Origin of the sequence: Ensifer sp. BR816, from assembly GCF_000378985.1 — a bacterium.
Classification (GTDB): domain Bacteria; phylum Pseudomonadota; class Alphaproteobacteria; order Rhizobiales; family Rhizobiaceae; genus Sinorhizobium.
This window is the reverse complement of the sequence record NZ_KB905370.1, coordinates 1,644,737-1,659,978: the sequence shown is the minus strand read 5'-3', so window position 1 is coordinate 1,659,978 and position 15,242 is coordinate 1,644,737. Positions and strand designations below refer to the sequence as shown.

General features: G+C 64.1%; 14 protein-coding genes. 10 read left to right on the top strand and 4 right to left on the bottom strand.

What is annotated here, in order from left to right; genetic code table 11:
- Positions 1 to 11 precede the first annotated feature (11 nt).
- The 3 genes from RHIBR816_RS0108000 to RHIBR816_RS0107990 are packed head-to-tail and all read left to right on the top strand — an operon-like array spanning position 12 to position 1,711.
- Positions 12 to 392, top strand: coding sequence for a RidA family protein (locus RHIBR816_RS0108000; protein ID WP_018236008.1), 381 nt, complete (start codon positions 12 to 14; stop codon positions 390 to 392).
- Positions 393 to 416: 24 nt separating this feature from the next.
- Complete coding sequence (locus tag RHIBR816_RS0107995; protein ID WP_198294167.1) at positions 417 to 1,256, top strand: MoxR family ATPase; 840 nt, start codon at positions 417 to 419, stop codon at positions 1,254 to 1,256.
- Complete coding sequence (locus RHIBR816_RS0107990) at positions 1,253 to 1,711, top strand: NUDIX domain-containing protein (RefSeq protein WP_018236006.1); 459 nt, start codon at positions 1,253 to 1,255, stop codon at positions 1,709 to 1,711. Before RHIBR816_RS0107995 ends, RHIBR816_RS0107990 begins: the two co-directional genes overlap by 4 nt.
- Positions 1,712 to 1,845: 134 nt before the next feature.
- On the opposite strand, the gene RHIBR816_RS0107985 is transcribed toward RHIBR816_RS0107990, so the two are convergent.
- Positions 1,846 to 3,060 (bottom strand): ubiquinone biosynthesis hydroxylase, encoded by a 1,215-nt coding sequence (locus RHIBR816_RS0107985; protein WP_018236005.1) that lies wholly within the window; start codon positions 3,058 to 3,060, stop codon positions 1,846 to 1,848.
- A gap of 184 nt (positions 3,061 to 3,244) precedes the next feature.
- On the opposite strand from RHIBR816_RS0107985, the gene tesB reads away from it, so the two are divergent.
- From tesB to RHIBR816_RS0107955, 6 genes are all read left to right on the top strand, one after another.
- Entirely contained in the window at positions 3,245 to 4,129 is an 885-nt protein-coding gene (tesB, locus tag RHIBR816_RS0107980; protein WP_018236004.1) for an acyl-CoA thioesterase II, read from the top strand.
- A 251-nt stretch (positions 4,130 to 4,380) separates the two neighbouring features.
- Positions 4,381 to 4,719 carry a P-II family nitrogen regulator gene (locus RHIBR816_RS0107975; RefSeq protein ID WP_014766401.1) on the top strand — a complete coding sequence of 113 codons (339 nt, stop codon included), beginning with the start codon at positions 4,381 to 4,383 and terminating at the stop codon, positions 4,717 to 4,719.
- Between the two features lie 27 nt (positions 4,720 to 4,746).
- Complete coding sequence (locus tag RHIBR816_RS0107970; RefSeq protein WP_018236002.1) at positions 4,747 to 6,171, top strand: ammonium transporter; 1,425 nt, start codon at positions 4,747 to 4,749, stop codon at positions 6,169 to 6,171.
- A gap of 339 nt (positions 6,172 to 6,510) precedes the next feature.
- Complete coding sequence (locus tag RHIBR816_RS0107965; RefSeq protein WP_018236001.1) at positions 6,511 to 9,159, top strand: DNA translocase FtsK; 2,649 nt, start codon at positions 6,511 to 6,513, stop codon at positions 9,157 to 9,159.
- Positions 9,160 to 9,274: 115 nt separating this feature from the next.
- Complete coding sequence (locus tag RHIBR816_RS0107960; RefSeq protein WP_026186755.1) at positions 9,275 to 9,937, top strand: outer membrane lipoprotein carrier protein LolA; 663 nt, start codon at positions 9,275 to 9,277, stop codon at positions 9,935 to 9,937.
- A gap of 150 nt (positions 9,938 to 10,087) precedes the next feature.
- Positions 10,088 to 10,894: an exodeoxyribonuclease III gene (locus RHIBR816_RS0107955; RefSeq protein ID WP_018235999.1), complete on the top strand. Its 807-nt coding sequence runs from the start codon at positions 10,088 to 10,090 to the stop codon at positions 10,892 to 10,894.
- A gap of 172 nt (positions 10,895 to 11,066) precedes the next feature.
- Here RHIBR816_RS0107955 and RHIBR816_RS0107950 read toward each other — a convergent pair whose 3' ends face one another.
- Positions 11,067 to 11,708 carry a LysE family translocator gene (locus tag RHIBR816_RS0107950; protein ID WP_018235998.1) on the bottom strand — a complete coding sequence of 214 codons (642 nt, stop codon included), beginning with the start codon at positions 11,706 to 11,708 and terminating at the stop codon, positions 11,067 to 11,069.
- A 167-nt stretch (positions 11,709 to 11,875) separates the two neighbouring features.
- Between RHIBR816_RS0107950 and RHIBR816_RS0107945 the strand changes: the two genes are divergently transcribed.
- The gene (locus RHIBR816_RS0107945) at positions 11,876 to 13,093 is read left to right on the top strand and encodes an argininosuccinate synthase (RefSeq protein WP_018235997.1); all 1,218 of its coding nucleotides are present in this window, start codon (positions 11,876 to 11,878) and stop codon (positions 13,091 to 13,093) included.
- Between the two features lie 335 nt (positions 13,094 to 13,428).
- Here the strand turns inward: RHIBR816_RS0107945 and RHIBR816_RS0107940 are convergent, their stop codons facing one another.
- Together RHIBR816_RS0107940 and RHIBR816_RS0107935 are read right to left on the bottom strand one after the other, a co-directional pair.
- On the bottom strand, positions 13,429 to 14,667 hold the full coding sequence (locus RHIBR816_RS0107940; RefSeq protein ID WP_018235996.1) for a multidrug effflux MFS transporter: 1,239 nt from the start codon (positions 14,665 to 14,667) through the stop codon (positions 13,429 to 13,431).
- Positions 14,664 to 15,137: a MarR family winged helix-turn-helix transcriptional regulator gene (locus RHIBR816_RS0107935; RefSeq protein WP_018235995.1), complete on the bottom strand. Its 474-nt coding sequence runs from the start codon at positions 15,135 to 15,137 to the stop codon at positions 14,664 to 14,666. Before RHIBR816_RS0107935 ends, RHIBR816_RS0107940 begins: the two co-directional genes overlap by 4 nt.
- Positions 15,138 to 15,242: the final 105 nt, after the last annotated feature.

The following is a 15,242-nucleotide window of genomic DNA, read 5'->3' as shown; positions in this document are numbered from 1 at the left end:
ACGGTTCGCGGATGACGCGCAGGCTGATTTCGACCGGATCGCCCTTTGAGAAGACGGCAGGCTATTCGCGTGCCGTCGTCAAGGGCGACTGGTGCTTCGTCTCGGGCACGACCGGATACGACTACGCCAGCATGACCATGCCGGAGACGGTCGAGGAACAGGCGCGCAATTGCCTGAAGACGATCGAAGGTGCGCTGCATGAAGCCGGCTTCTCGCTCTCGGATGTCGTGCGCCATCACTACTACGTCACCGACGCCAGTTTCGCCGACCGGGTCTTCCCGATTTTCGGCGCGGTTTTCGGCGAGATCCGCCCGGCCGCGACGATGATTGTCTGCGACCTGATCCGCCCGGAAATGCTGATCGAAATCGAGGTCACGGCGTTTCGCGGGTAAAGCGGGATGGAACAGAGCAGGCTCATGCAGTTTGAAGGCACCGCCGACTATATCGCCGACAAGGACCTGATGGTCGCCGTCAATGCGGCGATAAGGCTGGAGCGGCCGCTGCTCGTCAAGGGAGAGCCCGGCACCGGCAAGACGGAGCTTGCCCGCCAGATCGCCGCGGCACTTGGCCTCGACCTCATCGAGTGGAGCGTCAAGTCGACCACCAAGGCGCAGCAGGGGCTTTACGAATACGACGCCGTCTCGCGGCTGCGCGACAGCCAGCTCGGCGATGCCCGCGTCAACGACGTGAAGAACTATATCCGCAAGGGCAAGCTCTGGCAGGCCTTCGAGGCGGCCGAGAAAGTCGTGCTGCTGATTGACGAGATCGACAAGGCGGACATCGAATTTCCGAACGACCTCTTGCAGGAACTCGACCGGATGGAGTTCCACGTCTACGAGACCGGAGAGATGATCCGCGCCCGGCACCGGCCGATCGTCATCATCACCTCCAACAACGAGAAGGAACTGCCGGACGCTTTCCTGCGCCGCTGCTTCTTCCACTATATCCGCTTTCCCGATGCCGAGACGCTCGCCCGCATCGTCGAGGTCCACTATCCCGGCATCCGCAAGACCCTGCTGTCGGCAGCCCTTGCCGCCTTCTACGGCATCCGCGAGGTGCCGGGCTTGAAAAAGAAGCCCTCGACATCGGAGGCGCTCGACTGGATCCGCCTGCTGGTCGCCGACGAGATCGATCCGGCGGACTTGCGCGCCGATCCGAAATCGATGCTGCCGAAGCTGCACGGCGCGCTTCTGAAGAACGAGCAGGACGTGCACCTTTTCGAGCGGCTGGCCTTCATGGCGCGCCGCGACGCATGACGCCGGACGCGCACAAGGTGCTGATCTACGCCACCTGGCGGGGTTTGCTGTTGGTCTTTGACGAGCCGGACTTTCCCGAAATCGAGCTGCAGGTGCCGGGCGGCACGATGGAGCCGGGCGAGAGCCCCGAGGAGGCCGCCCGCCGGGAATTCTCGGAGGAGACCGGGCTCACGCCGCCGGACACGTTGACCCAATTCGCCACACAGGATTATCGCTACGCGAAGGGGAACAGGGAAATCTGCCACCGCCGTCACCATTTCCACGTGGCCCTTGAAGGCGAACATCGGCAAACATGGCTGCACCACGAACTGACGCCGGACAGCGGCGGCGCGCCTATCCGATTTCGGTTCTTCTGGCTGAGCCCCACCGAGGCCGTCACGCGACTGGGGTACGGGATGCAGGAAGGTCTGGACTTCTTTCGATGTTGGCGGGATTGCCCCGCTCCTCGGGTTTAACGCGGGGACAAACCCTCTTCCTGCTCGCGGGGAGAGCTTGGGCGCTGCCGCGAGTCCCTTCTCCCCGCTTGCGGGGAGAAGGTGGCCGGCAGGCCGGCTGAGGGGCGCGCCACGCGAGAAACGCGCTCCACCCGTCAGATCGGCTGCCCCGACAGCAATCGCGGGTCCGCTTCGCCTGCAACGCCTGCGGCCTGGCGAATGAAGAAATTCTTGAGCGACGGCACCCGATCGACGAGGCCGAGGCCGATGTCGCGGGCGACCCTGACCGGTGTGATGTCGTTGGAGAACAGCCGGTTCAGCACATCCGTCGTCACCCCCATGCGGAACGTGTCGAAACGCCGCCAGGTCTGGTAGCGCTCGAGGACGGCAAGCGAGCCGATGTCGAGGCCGAGTCGGTCCGCCTCGACGATCGTTTCGGCAAGCGCCGCCACGTCCTTGAAGCCGAGATTGAGGCCCTGGCCGGAGATCGGGTGAATGCCGTGGGCGGCGTCGCCGGCGAGCGCGAAACGCGGGCCCACGAAATCGCGGGCCAGGGTCAGCCCGAGCGGAAAGGCCCTGCGACCGCCGACCACCTTGAGATGGCCGAGCTTGTGGCCGAAGCGGCGCTCCAGTTCCTCCTCGAAAATGAAGTCATCCTCTTTCAACAGCCTTTCGGCATCGTAGCTGCTCTCCGTCCAGACGAGCGAGGAGCGGTTGTTCTTGAGCGGCAGCGTGGCGAAAGGACCGGCCGGCAGGAAATGCTCCTCCGCCGTGCCGCCATGCGGACGCTCGTGCTCGACCGTCGTCACAATGCCCGACTGGCCGTAGTCGAACTCGACGACCTTGATGCCGGCCGCCTCGCGCAATTTCGAACGCACGCCGTCGCAGGCGACCAGCAGCCGCGCCTCCAACGCCTCGCCGCCGGCGAGCGTCACGGCGACGGCGTGGTCGCCGCTCCTGAAGCTCTCGACCATCGCCGATTGCCGGATCGCGATACCGAGATCCCGGCAGGCCTCGCGCAAAGCACCGACCAGCGCGGTGTTCGGAACCATATGGGCGAAGGGACGCCCCTCGCCGCCATCGCCCTCGAAGGTCAGGAACACCGGACGGACGGGATCGGCCGTCTTCGAATCGGTAATCTCCATCCGGAGGATAGGCTCGGCCTCCGGCGCGATCGCACCCCAGACTCCGAGAACATCGAGCATGCGCTCGGCGGCAAGCGCGACTGCGGACGCCCGCTCGTCCCTTTTCCAGGCGCCCTCGGGCGCACCGTCCACGACCGTCACCTCAAGATGCGGAGCCGCTTTCTTCAGCGATACGGCGAGCGACAGGCCGACATAGCCGCCTCCGGCAATCAACACATCGATCATCGCTTCTCTCCCGTCGCATTTGAGCATCACCTCGTGCCTATATAGATCAATGCCACCACCGTTCCTACTGCTGCATGCCTCCTTGAAGCGGAGGCGATTTGAGGAGACATGCAGCAACTCAAAGTGTTACAGCGGCCTTTGCGCGTCTGAAATGACGCGCGGCGCTGTAGAGGAGACCGCCGAGATGTCGCGCCCCGCCGAGACCGCCACGCCCATGGATGCGCTGCTTCAGATCCTCGATCTCGAGAAGCTGGAGGAGAATCTGTTCCGGGGCCTGAGCCCCCAGGTCGGCTGGCAGCGCGTGTTCGGCGGACAGGTGATCGGCCAGGCGCTCGTCGCGGCGCAACGTACCGTGGATGCCGGCCGCTACGTCCATTCGCTGCACGCCTATTTCCTGCGGCCCGGCGATCCCGCCGTGCCGATCATCTACGAGGTTGACCGCATCCGCGACGGAGCGAGCTTTGCGACGCGGCGCGTCGTGGCGATTCAGCACGGCAAGGCGATCTTCTCCATGTCGGCCTCCTTCCAGTATGACGAGGACGGGTTCGATCATCAGTTCGACATGCCCGACGTGCCGATGCCGGAAACGCTGCCGGGCGAACAGGAACTGCGCGAAAAATTCCTCGTCCATGCGCCGGAGGCGATCCGCCGCTATTGGGAGCGGCCGCGGCCGATCGAGATCCGGCCGACTGCGCTGGAGCACTATTTCTCGCGCGACAAGGCCGCGCCGCGGCAGGACGTCTGGGTGAAGGCCGTCGGCAAGGTGCCGGACGAGCGTCATCTACAGGCCGCCGTCCTTGCCTATCTCTCCGACATGACGCTGCTCGACACTTCGCTCTATGCGCATGGCACGTCGGTTTTCGACAGGACGCTGCAGGTCGCGAGCCTCGACCACGCCATGTGGTTCCACCGCCCGTCGAGGATGGACGACTGGCTGCTCTACACGCAGGATAGCCCGAGCGCACACGGCGCGCGCGGCATGACGCGCGGCAGCTTGTTCGATCGTTCCGGCGTGCTGATCGCCTCGGTGGCGCAGGAAGGCCTGATCCGTAAAAAGGCAGTTGAGTAAAAAATAGCCATCCATGAGCCATTTTTTGGCTTTTGCCTATTTTATCGGCTTTTTAATTGGCTGCTTTTTTAGCATTCCGCGCCTGCGGGCGCAGGAATCGTGGTTTTTTCGTGTCTTTTCCCGAATTTAGCCCCTCGGTGTCGAATCTGGCACGCCCCTTGAATGTCATTCTCCGGTTGCCCAGCGCGTCACGCGCTTACGCAGCAAGGAGAGACGGCCTCCCGCTGGAGGCAGACAAGGATGGGAAGCCGATGAAAATTGTGATGGCCATTATCAAGCCGTTCAAGCTCGATGAGGTTCGCGAGGCCCTGACCGCCGTAGGCATCCAGGGTTTGACCGTGACCGAAGTGAAGGGCTACGGCCGCCAGAAGGGGCACACCGAAATTTACCGTGGCACCGAATATGCCGTGAGCTTCCTGCCGAAGCTGAAGATCGAAATCGCGGTTCCGTCGGAGATCGTCGACAAGGCCGTCGACGCGATTGCCTCGGCCGCCAAGACCGGCCAGATCGGCGACGGCAAGATCTTCGTCTATTCGATTGACCACGCCGTGCGTATCCGCACCGGCGAAACCGATTCAGAAGCGTTGTAAGCAGCGCCGATCAGGGAGCATTTCTCGATGTCATTCTACCTTTCCTCCTCTCTTCGACGCGTGGGCGCCGCCGCTGCCGCCTTGCTCGCGCCGGCCGTTGCCTTCGCCCAGGAGGCGGCGCCCGCCGCCGCCGAGGCCGTTGCGGCAACCCCGGTTCCGGACAAGGGCGACACCACCTGGATGCTGCTGTCGACCATCCTCGTCCTTCTGATGACCGTTCCCGGTCTCGCGCTCTTCTATGGCGGTCTCGTGCGCGCCAAGAACATGCTGTCGGTGCTGATGCAGGTTCTGATGATCACCGCCGTCGTGATGATCATCTGGGTGACCTACGGCTATTCGCTCGCCTTCACCGATGGCGGCTCGCTCAACTCCTTCATCGGCGGCTTCTCGAAGATGTTCCTCGCCGGCGTTGACACGACGACACTTGCGGAAAGCTTCTCCAAGGGCGTCTTCATTCCCGAATACGTCTTCGTCGTCTTCCAGATGACCTTCGCCTGCATCACGCCGGCGCTGATCGTCGGCGCTTTCGCCGAGCGCATCAAGTTCTCGGCCGTCATGCTGTTCGTCATCCTATGGGTCACCTTCATCTACTTCCCGGTCGCCCACATGGTCTGGTTCTGGGGTGGTCCGAGCGCCTATACGGCTCCGACCGGCCTGATCTTCTCCTTCGGCGCGATCGACTTCGCCGGCGGCACCGTCGTCCACATCAATGCCGGTATCGCCGGCCTTGTCGGGGCGATCATGCTCGGTAAGCGCACGGGCTACAAGAAGGAGATCATGGCGCCGCATTCGATGACGCTCACCATGGTCGGCGCCTCGCTGCTGTGGGTCGGCTGGTTCGGCTTCAATGCCGGCTCCAACCTCGAAGCCAACGCCTATGCCGTCCTCGCCATGCTCAACACCTTCCTGGCAACCGCCGCCGCCATCATCTCCTGGGCCGTGGTTGAAACGCTGGTGCGCGGCAAGGCTTCGATGCTCGGCGCTGCGTCCGGTGCCGTTGCCGGTCTCGTCGCCGTCACCCCGGCCGCCGGCTTCGCCGGTCCGATGGGCGCAATCGTCCTCGGCCTCGTCGTCTCGCCGGTCTGCTACTTCTTCGTCGACGTGGTGAAGAACAAGTTCCACTATGACGACAGCCTCGATGTCTTCGGCATCCACGGCGTCGGCGGCATCCTCGGCGCCATCGGCACCGGCATCCTCGTCAACCCGGCGCTCGGCGGCGCAGGCATCGTCGACTACTCGACCGCGGACTTCGCCGCCGGCTATGCCGGTACCGCAACCCAGGTTCTGGCGCAGTTGAAGGGCGTGCTCGTCACGGTCGTCTGGTCCGGTATCGGCTCGTTCATCCTCTTCAAGGTAGTCGATGCGATCGTCGGTCTGCGCGTCTCGGTCGAAGCGGAACGCGAAGGTCTCGACCTCTCCTCGCACGGCGAAGCCGCCTACCACGCCAGCTAATCTCGATTGCGGCGCCCACAGAACGGCGCCGCCACCAGTCCCGTCGCGATCCGCATATTTCGCGGATCGCCCTTCGCCCGGATCCTCGCGATCCGGGCTTTTTTTGTCTCGACGAGGCCGATCCACCGCTATTTCGACCCCACACGCGGGATGGTTAATGTCGCATTAACCCACCTCCGCGTAGGTTGATTCCATGGCACGCAATGTGTCCGGAGCATTCTGCGCCGCACCGGTTTCGGAGGGCGGCAAGGATGCCCTGCAATCAATGGCTGGAATGCTCCCACCGTTCACTTCAAAAATGCGTGGCGCTCCGGCGGATCGAAACGGGCAGCAGGCAACATGAGCAGAAGCAACCCCGCAACGCTTGACAGCCGTTCCAACCAGTTCGTGCTGACCATCTTCCTTTGGCGCCAGACCGCGTCGCTGGCTGGTTTTGCGCTGTTCGGCGCCTTGGCGCTCGCCGTCGCCGCCCTCTCGACATGGAACGTCTCCGATCCAAGCTTTTCCTATGCGACCGCTCAGGAGCCGACCAACCTGCTCGGCCATGGCGGCGCCGCCTTTGCCGACATCTTCATGCAATTCTTCGGCCTGGCGAGCGTCGTAGCGCTGCTGCCGGTCGTCGCCTGGGCGCTCGTGCTCATCGGCAACAAGCCCTTCGACAAGGTCGTGAAGCGGTTCGCCCTCTGGTTCGTCGGCTCGGTGCTCGCCAGCGCCGCCTTGAGCTGCGTTCCGGCGCCGATCACCTGGCCGCTGCCGAACGGCCTCGGCGGCGTCTTCGGCGACATGATCCTGCGTTTCCCGGCGCTCTTCACCGGCACTTTCCCGAGCGGCACCTTCGCCACCGTTCTCGCCTGCCTGTTCGCCGGGCCGGCGGCCTGGGCGCTGATCTTCAGCGCCGGCCTGATCGGCGTCAGCGAGGCGGATGAGGAAGAGGACGCACCGGTGCCCGTCCCCAGCAAGGCGCGCACCATTCGCGAAGAACTCGAGGAAGACGACGACGAAGGTCCGCTGACCCTGCTGATGGGCTCGCTCGCGCATATGCGCTTCACGGCGCAAGCCCGGCTGCGGCGCGCCTTCGGCCTGAGCGCCAGCCGCACCAAGCGCCAGTATGACGAGCCCTACGATTTCAACAATGACGAATTCGGCACGCTCAACGAGCCGGCCCGTCCGAAGGCGCAGGGTGGCGCCGACCGCATCGAGCCGTCGCTCGATCGCGCCGAGCGCCGCATCGTCACGCCGCCGCCGATCCTCGCCGATAACGACGACCCGCCCTTCGACATAGACGAACCTCGCCCCGCCGGCATCCTGCCGGACGACGAAGACGACATTGCCGCCGACTGGGCGCCGCGCCCGGCCCCGGCAAGGCCGGCGGTCGCGGCCTCGCGGGTCGCGCCGCCGCCGCCGCGGCCGAAGAGCGGCCAGCGCATCGAACGCGAGGCCCAGCGCTCCTTCGTCGAGGACGATGGCGACTTCGCGCTGCCGCCGATCCATTTTCTCGCGGAGCCGAAGAATGTCGCCCGCGACGCCTCGCTGTCGTCTGACGCACTGGAGCAAAACGCCCGCATGCTCGAGGGCGTGCTCGAGGATTTCGGCGTCAAGGGCGAGATCATCCATGTCCGCCCCGGCCCCGTCGTGACCCTCTACGAGCTGGAACCGGCGCCGGGCATCAAGTCGTCGCGTGTCATCGGCCTTGCCGACGACATCGCCCGCTCGATGAGCGCGATTGCCGCCCGCGTCGCCGTGGTGCCGGGCCGCAATGCCATCGGCATCGAACTGCCGAACCAGCGCCGCGAAATGGTCTATCTGCGGGAGCTGATCGGCTCGCGCGATTTCGAGACCACCAAGACGAAGCTCGCCATGGCGCTCGGCAAGACGATCGGCGGCGAACCGGTCGTCGCCGACCTCGCCAAGATGCCGCATCTGCTCGTCGCCGGCACCACAGGCTCGGGCAAGTCGGTGGCGATCAACACGATGATCCTGTCGCTCGTCTATCGCCTTACCCCGGATCAGTGCCGACTGATCATGATCGATCCGAAGATGCTCGAACTCTCCGTCTATGACGGCATCCCGCATCTGCTCTCGCCGGTGGTCACCGATCCGAAGAAGGCCGTCGTCGCGCTGAAATGGACCGTGCGCGAGATGGAAGAGCGCTACAAGAAGATGTCGAAAATCGGCGTCCGCAACATCGACGGCTTCAACGCCCGCGTCGAGCAGGCGCTGGCGAAAGGCGAGGCGATCACCCGCACGGTGCAGACCGGCTTCGACCGCCAGACCGGCGAGGCCGTCTACGAGACCGAGGAATTCGATCTCTCGCCGATGCCCTATATCGTCGTCATCATCGACGAGATGGCCGACCTGATGATGGTCGCCGGCAAAGATATCGAAGGGGCGGTGCAGCGGCTCGCCCAGATGGCGCGCGCCGCCGGCATCCACGTCATCATGGCGACGCAGCGCCCGTCGGTCGACGTCATCACCGGCACGATCAAGGCCAACTTCCCAACCCGCATCTCCTTCCAGGTCACCTCGAAGATCGACAGCCGCACGATCCTCGGCGAGCAGGGCGCCGAGCAGCTGCTGGGCCAGGGCGACATGCTCTACATGGCCGGCGGCGGGCGCATCCAGCGCGTCCACGGCCCCTTCGTTTCCGACACCGAAGTGGAAGAGGTGGTCGCCTATCTGAAGACGCAGGGCGTGCCGCAATATCTCGATGCGATCACCGAGGACGACGACGAGGAGAACGACGGCGGCGGACCGGCCGGCACCGCGAACCTGGCCGATTCCGAGGATCCCTACGACCAGGCGGTGGCGATCGTGCTGCGCGACGGCAAGGCCTCGACCTCCTACGTGCAGCGGCGCCTCGGTATCGGCTATAATAGGGCGGCATCGCTGATCGAGCGGATGGAACAGGAAGGCATCATCGGCCCGGCGAACCACGCCGGCAAGCGCGAGATCCTGGTGCCGACGGAGGCGGAGATCACGGGCCGGTAAGTGCCGAGGGCCGGCCGGTAACGGTCATTTGAGAGCGGCGGCGCCGCGGCAGCGCATGATGCCTTGAAGGTGCCCCACTTGCGCTCCAAATGACGCTCATATGAAGGAGACTGCGATGACAGAGACAAGAAACGACGACGGCAACACTGGGGCGATCTCGCGGCGCGTCTTCGTTTGCGGCCTGGCAGCGTTGGCGGGCATCGCCGGAACGGCCCTCGATGCGGCTCCGGCCTCCGCACAGGCTTCCGCCGTCGCCCAGAAGATTGCCGATCATTTTTCATCGGTAAAGACGATGGCGGGCGAATTCGTCCAGTTCGGTCCGCGCGGCGAACAGACCGGCGGCAAGTTCTACATCCGCCGTCCCGGACGCATCCGCTTCAACTATGAGGCGCCCTCGCCGATGCGCGTCATCGCCGACGGCCGCTCGGTGGTCATCGGCAACATGAAGCTGAAGACCTGGGACATCTATCCGCTGTCGAAGACGCCGCTCAACCTGCTCCTGAGCGAAAGGATCGATCTCAGCAGCCGCATGGTGCGCAACGTCCGGGTCGAGTCCGACCTGATCACCATCGTGCTGGGCGACCGTTCGATCTTCGGCGATTCGACCATCACCATGATGTTCGATCCGAAGACCTACAATCTCCGCCAGTGGACGATTACCGACGCGCAGAAGAAGGACACCTCAGTGATGATCTTCAACGTGCAGACCGGCATCCAGCTGGACGACAAGGTGTTCCGCATTCCCTATGACGAGGTGCGCAACAAGGGCGGCAAATGAACGGACGAGGCTTCCCTCGCGCACCCAGCTATCGGCCGCCTTCGGGCGGCCTTTTTCATGCTTGTCGATTGGCGCCGGACCTGCTTAAAACGCCTCGGCGAAGGACACCTTTGCTTCTGCCGCCGGCGCGAACTTTCCAGAGGAATGAGAATGACCCTTTCCATCGCCACATGGAACATCAACTCCGTCCGCCTGCGCATGCCGCTGGTCGAGCATCTGTTGGAGACGTGGCAGCCGGACATTCTCTGCCTGCAGGAAACCAAGTGCCCGGACGATCAGTTTCCGTCCGCACCGTTGAAGAAGCTCGGCTACAACTATATCGAAATGCACGGACAGAAGGGCTACCACGGCGTAGCGACCATCTCCCGCCTGCCGCTCACCGAACTGACCGATCGTCGCGACTATTGCGGTGTCGGCGACGCGCGCCATCTCTCGGTCGTCTTCTCAGCCGGCGGCAAGATGGTTCGCCTGCATAATTTCTATGTGCCAGCCGGCGGCGACGAGCCGGACCGCACGATCAATCCGAAATTCGGCCACAAGCTCGACTTCGTCGACGAGATGAAGCTCCTGCATGCCGAGGCCGAAGCCGGCATCTCCTCGATCCTGGTCGGCGACCTCAATATCGCGCCGCTCGAGCACGATGTCTGGTCGCATAAGCAGCTCCTGAAGATCGTCAGCCACACCCCGATCGAGACCGACGGCCTGACCACGGTCATGACCGGCGGCGCCTGGGTCGACCTGATGCGCCAGCACACGCCGCCGCCCGAAAGGCTCTACACCTGGTGGAGCTATCGGGCGAAGGACTGGGCGGCGGCCGACCGGGGCCGCCGGCTCGACCATATCTGGTCCTCAGCCGACCTCGCTTCGAAGCTCGTCCGCGTCGACATCCTGCGGGAAGCACGCGGCTGGGAGCGCCCGTCCGACCACGTGCCGGTAATCGCGCATTTCGAATTGTGAGACAGAAATGGCCCCTCGCCGTATAGCGCCGCGCGCCTGACCGGGCGCGCAAAGGCTATGGCTGCGATGGCGGGCGAAGGAACGACAGCCCTTTGGGACGCACGATCCCGTGAGGTCGCCGCCCCCCTCCGTGGCGATCACACAATCGATGGTGAAATCGGCGCGGTAGAACTCACCGCGCCTGCGTCAGGAAGATCTTCACCGCGAATACGGAAAACACCCCGGCGAAACTATAGTCCAGGGCTCGCATCACCCGCCTGTTGCGCTGCAGCCAGGCCGCCAGCCAGTCTGCGGCGAGCACCACCAGCGCGTTGACCGGCATGCCGATGGCGATGAAGAAGAAGCCGAGAAACAGGAGCTTGCCGGTCACCCCCGGGTCCTCGGCGCTGACGAATTGCGGCAGGAAGGTCATGAAGAAAATGACGACCTTCGGGTTCAGGATGTTGACCGAGAAGCCGGTCGCTATGTTGGAAAGCGCCGTACCCTTCGCCTCCGTCACCTTTGTCACCGAAAGGCTGGAGCCGTAGCGGATGGCCTGGATCGCCAGCCACAGGAGATAGGCGGCACCACCCGTCTTCAACACCAGGAAGGCTGTGGGCGAGGCGGTGATCAGCGCCGAGATGCCGAAGGCGACGAGCAGCGTGTGAACGACGATGCCGAGCCCGGTGCCGACCACGACGAAGAGTGCGGCCTTCTTGCCCTGCGCCAGCGCCCGACTGATCGACAGCGTCATGTCGGGTCCGGGCGTTGCCGCCAGCAGCAGGCTCGCAGCGGCAAAGGCGAGGAGTGTCGGGAGGCTCGGCAGGAAGTCCATGGCTATTCCTCAGGCGAAGGTCATTGCTGATACCGAAGCTTACATCCTTTCGCCAGCAGATTCGTCCGAATGCCGCTTGTTCCGCTTGTATCGCTTCGAGTTCTGGCTAAAGTGCCGCAGATTTTGCACGGCGGCATTTCCGCCCTCGAAAAGCACGGACAGACATCATGGCATCGCACAAAGACGTGAAGAAGGTCGTACTCGCCTATTCCGGCGGTCTCGACACCTCGATCATCCTCAAATGGCTGCAGACCGAACTCGGCGCCGAAGTGGTGACCTTCACCGCCGATCTCGGCCAGGGCGAGGAACTGGAGCCGGCGCGCAAGAAGGCGGAGATGCTCGGCATCAAGGAGATCTACATCGAGGACGTCCGCGAGGAATTCGTGCGTGACTTCGTCTTCCCGATGTTCCGCGCCAATGCCGTCTATGAGGGCGTCTACCTGCTCGGCACCTCGATCGCCCGTCCGCTGATCTCCAAGCACCTGATCGACATCGCCCGCAAGACCGGCGCCGACGCCATCGCCCACGGCGCGACCGGCAAGGGCAACGACCAGGTCCGCTTCGAACTTTCGGCCTATGCCTTGAACCCCGACATCAAGATCATCGCCCCCTGGCGCGACTGGTCGTTCAAGAGCCGCACCGATCTGCTCGAATTCGCCGAGAAGCACCAGATCCCGGTCGCCAAGGACAAGAAGGGCGAGGCCCCCTTCTCCGTCGACGCCAACCTGCTGCACTCCTCTTCCGAGGGCAAGGTTCTGGAAGACCCGGCCCAGGAGGCGCCGGAATATGTGCATATGCGCACGATTTCGCCGGAGGCCGCGCCCGACAAGGCGACCGTCATCAAGATCGGCTTCGCGCGCGGCGATGCCGTCTCGATCGACGGCGTGCGCCTGTCGCCGGCGACGCTGCTTGCCAGGCTCAACGACTACGGCCGCGACAACGGCATCGGCCGTCTCGACCTCGTCGAGAACCGCTTCGTCGGCATGAAGTCGCGCGGGGTCTACGAGACCCCCGGCGGCACGATCCTGCTCGCCGCCCACCGGGCGATCGAGAGCATCACGCTCGACCGCGGCGCTGCACACCTCAAGGACGAGCTGATGCCGCGCTATGCCGAGCTGATCTATTACGGCTTCTGGTTCTCGCCGGAGCGCGAGATGCTGCAGGCGGCGATCGACAAGAGCCAGGAGCATGTGGAAGGCGAAGTGACGCTGAAGCTCTACAAGGGCAACGTCATGGTCATCGGCCGCGAGAGCCCGAAATCGCTCTATTCGGACAAGCTGGTCACCTTCGAGGACGACCAGGGCGCCTACGACCAGAAGGACGCGGCCGGCTTCATCAAGCTCAATGCCCTGCGCCTGCGCACGCTCGCGGCACGCAACCGATAAGACCGGGATTCTTCGAGACAGAGCCGCGGCGGAGCGATCTGCCGCGGCTTTTTTGTACCGAGCGGTTTGAGGCAGGTTTCAGGGAGAGCGGCCATAGCACCCCCCTCTGCCCTGCCGGGCATCTCCCCCACAAGGGGGGAGATCGGCAGAAGCATAGCTCTGCCTGACAGCGAGTTTGCGAAAGCCGACGAGATCACGTACCAAGATATGCGTGAACAGTAATGGCCTGAGCGGGACAGCGCTGCTTGCCGATCTCCCTCCTTGTGGGGGAGATGCCCGGCAGGGCAGAGGGGGGTATCCAAACGGAAAACCGTTACGCTTCCCCGCAATTGTCTCTATTCCGCTGCTTCGCGCAACGGCGCTTCAGCTGATGCCGGCGCGACGAGCGGCCTCAGCCGAACCGTCCTGCGATACCAGACATAGCTTGCTATGGAGATAAAGCCGAAGCCCGGGATGATCGTGCCGAGCGCCAGTGCCGGTGCACCGACGAGAGCGGCGAGCGCGCCGCCGAGCAGGCCGGAACCCATCTGAATGAAGCCCATCATCGCCGACGCCGTGCCGGCGATATGCGGGAAGGGCGCCATCGCCGCGGTCATCATATAGGGCATCACGAAGGCGATGCCGAAAGCATAGACGCCGATCGGCGCCATGACCGACAGGAAGGTCGGATCCAGCGCATGCATTGTGAAGGCGAGAACGATGCTCGCCATGCCGATGAAGAAAAGTCCGGGGGGTACAAGCGCCTGCGGCGTGAACCGCCGCATCAAGAGCCGCACGGTGACCGTGCCCGAAAAGAACAGGCCGGACTGCATCAGCATGCCGACACCGAACTCTGTCGGTGTCAGGCCGACCTCGCTGATCAGCACGAAGGGCAGCATGGTCGCCCAGGCATAGAGCGCGCCGACAGCGCCGGCGATCACCAGCGTCGAGGCCACGAAGCGGCTGTCCGTCAGCAGCTCGCGATAGGCGGCGAGGATCGGCCGCAAATGGGCCTTGCTGCGGTCCGGCGTCGCTGTTTCGACCATGAAGAACTGCACGGTGAAGCAGGCCATCAGGGCGAAGCCGACCATCAGGAAGAAGATCGACTGCCAGCCGAAAATTCCCAATGCGATGCCGCCGAGTGTCGGTGAGACCGCCGGGCCGAGCGCCAGCATCATGCCGATCATGTTCATGATCCGGGCGGCGCTCGTGCCGGTGAACTGATCGCGCACGATGGCGCGGGCAACCGTCATGCCGACGGAGGCCCCAATCCCCTGCACGAGCCGTCCGGCGAGCAGCACGGCGACTGAGGGGGCAAAGGCGGCCATCAAGCTGCCGGCGAGATAGATCGCCATGAAGATCAACGTCGCCGGGCGACGGCCGATGACATCGGAGAGCGTGCCGGAAACGAGCTGGGCGAAGGCGAAGCCGCCGAAATAGAGCGACAGCGTCATCTTGATCGCCGCCTCGCTGGAGGCAAAGGCGCGGACGAGTTCCGGCATGGCGGGCGTATAGAGCGCCATCGAGACGGGCCCGAGCGCCACCAGGAAGGCGCCGATGATACTCGTGCGCCGCTCGCTCATCCTGAGCGTCATTCCGCCTTCTCCTTGCCGGCAAGACAGGGATCAAGGCGGCGAAGGTTGTCGCGCAGGGTCCGGAGGCTGCCGCGCAACTCCTCGCGTCCCTCGTCGCCCAGGCCCTCGGTATAGGCGTTCATCATCTGGCGCAAACCTGCCATCAGTTCGGAAAGCAGCGGATCGGCCTTGTCGGTGATGACGACGTTCTTGGCGCGCCGGTCGGCCGGATCGGGCACGCGCGCAACGAGCCCGAGCGCCTCGAGGCGATCGAGATAGGCCGACAGCGTCATCGGCTCGATCCCCATGCGGGTGGCGATCTCCGCCTGCTTGATGCCCTCGGTCATGGCGACCTGCATCAGCGTGCGCGCTTCTCCCGGCGTTACCCCAAGTGCCATCGCATTGACCTTGCGGTCGAAGGCGCCGCGCAGCAGGCGCGAGACATCGGTGAGCAGCAATCCGATCGTATCGGATTCGAGTTTTCTGGGCATCCGGATCGTTCACAAATGAATTTAATAAGGTTTCCTTATCATATTCATTCAATCCGTTCAACGCGAACCATTGTGAACGACTCGCCGGCAGGGCGGTCGCTGCCG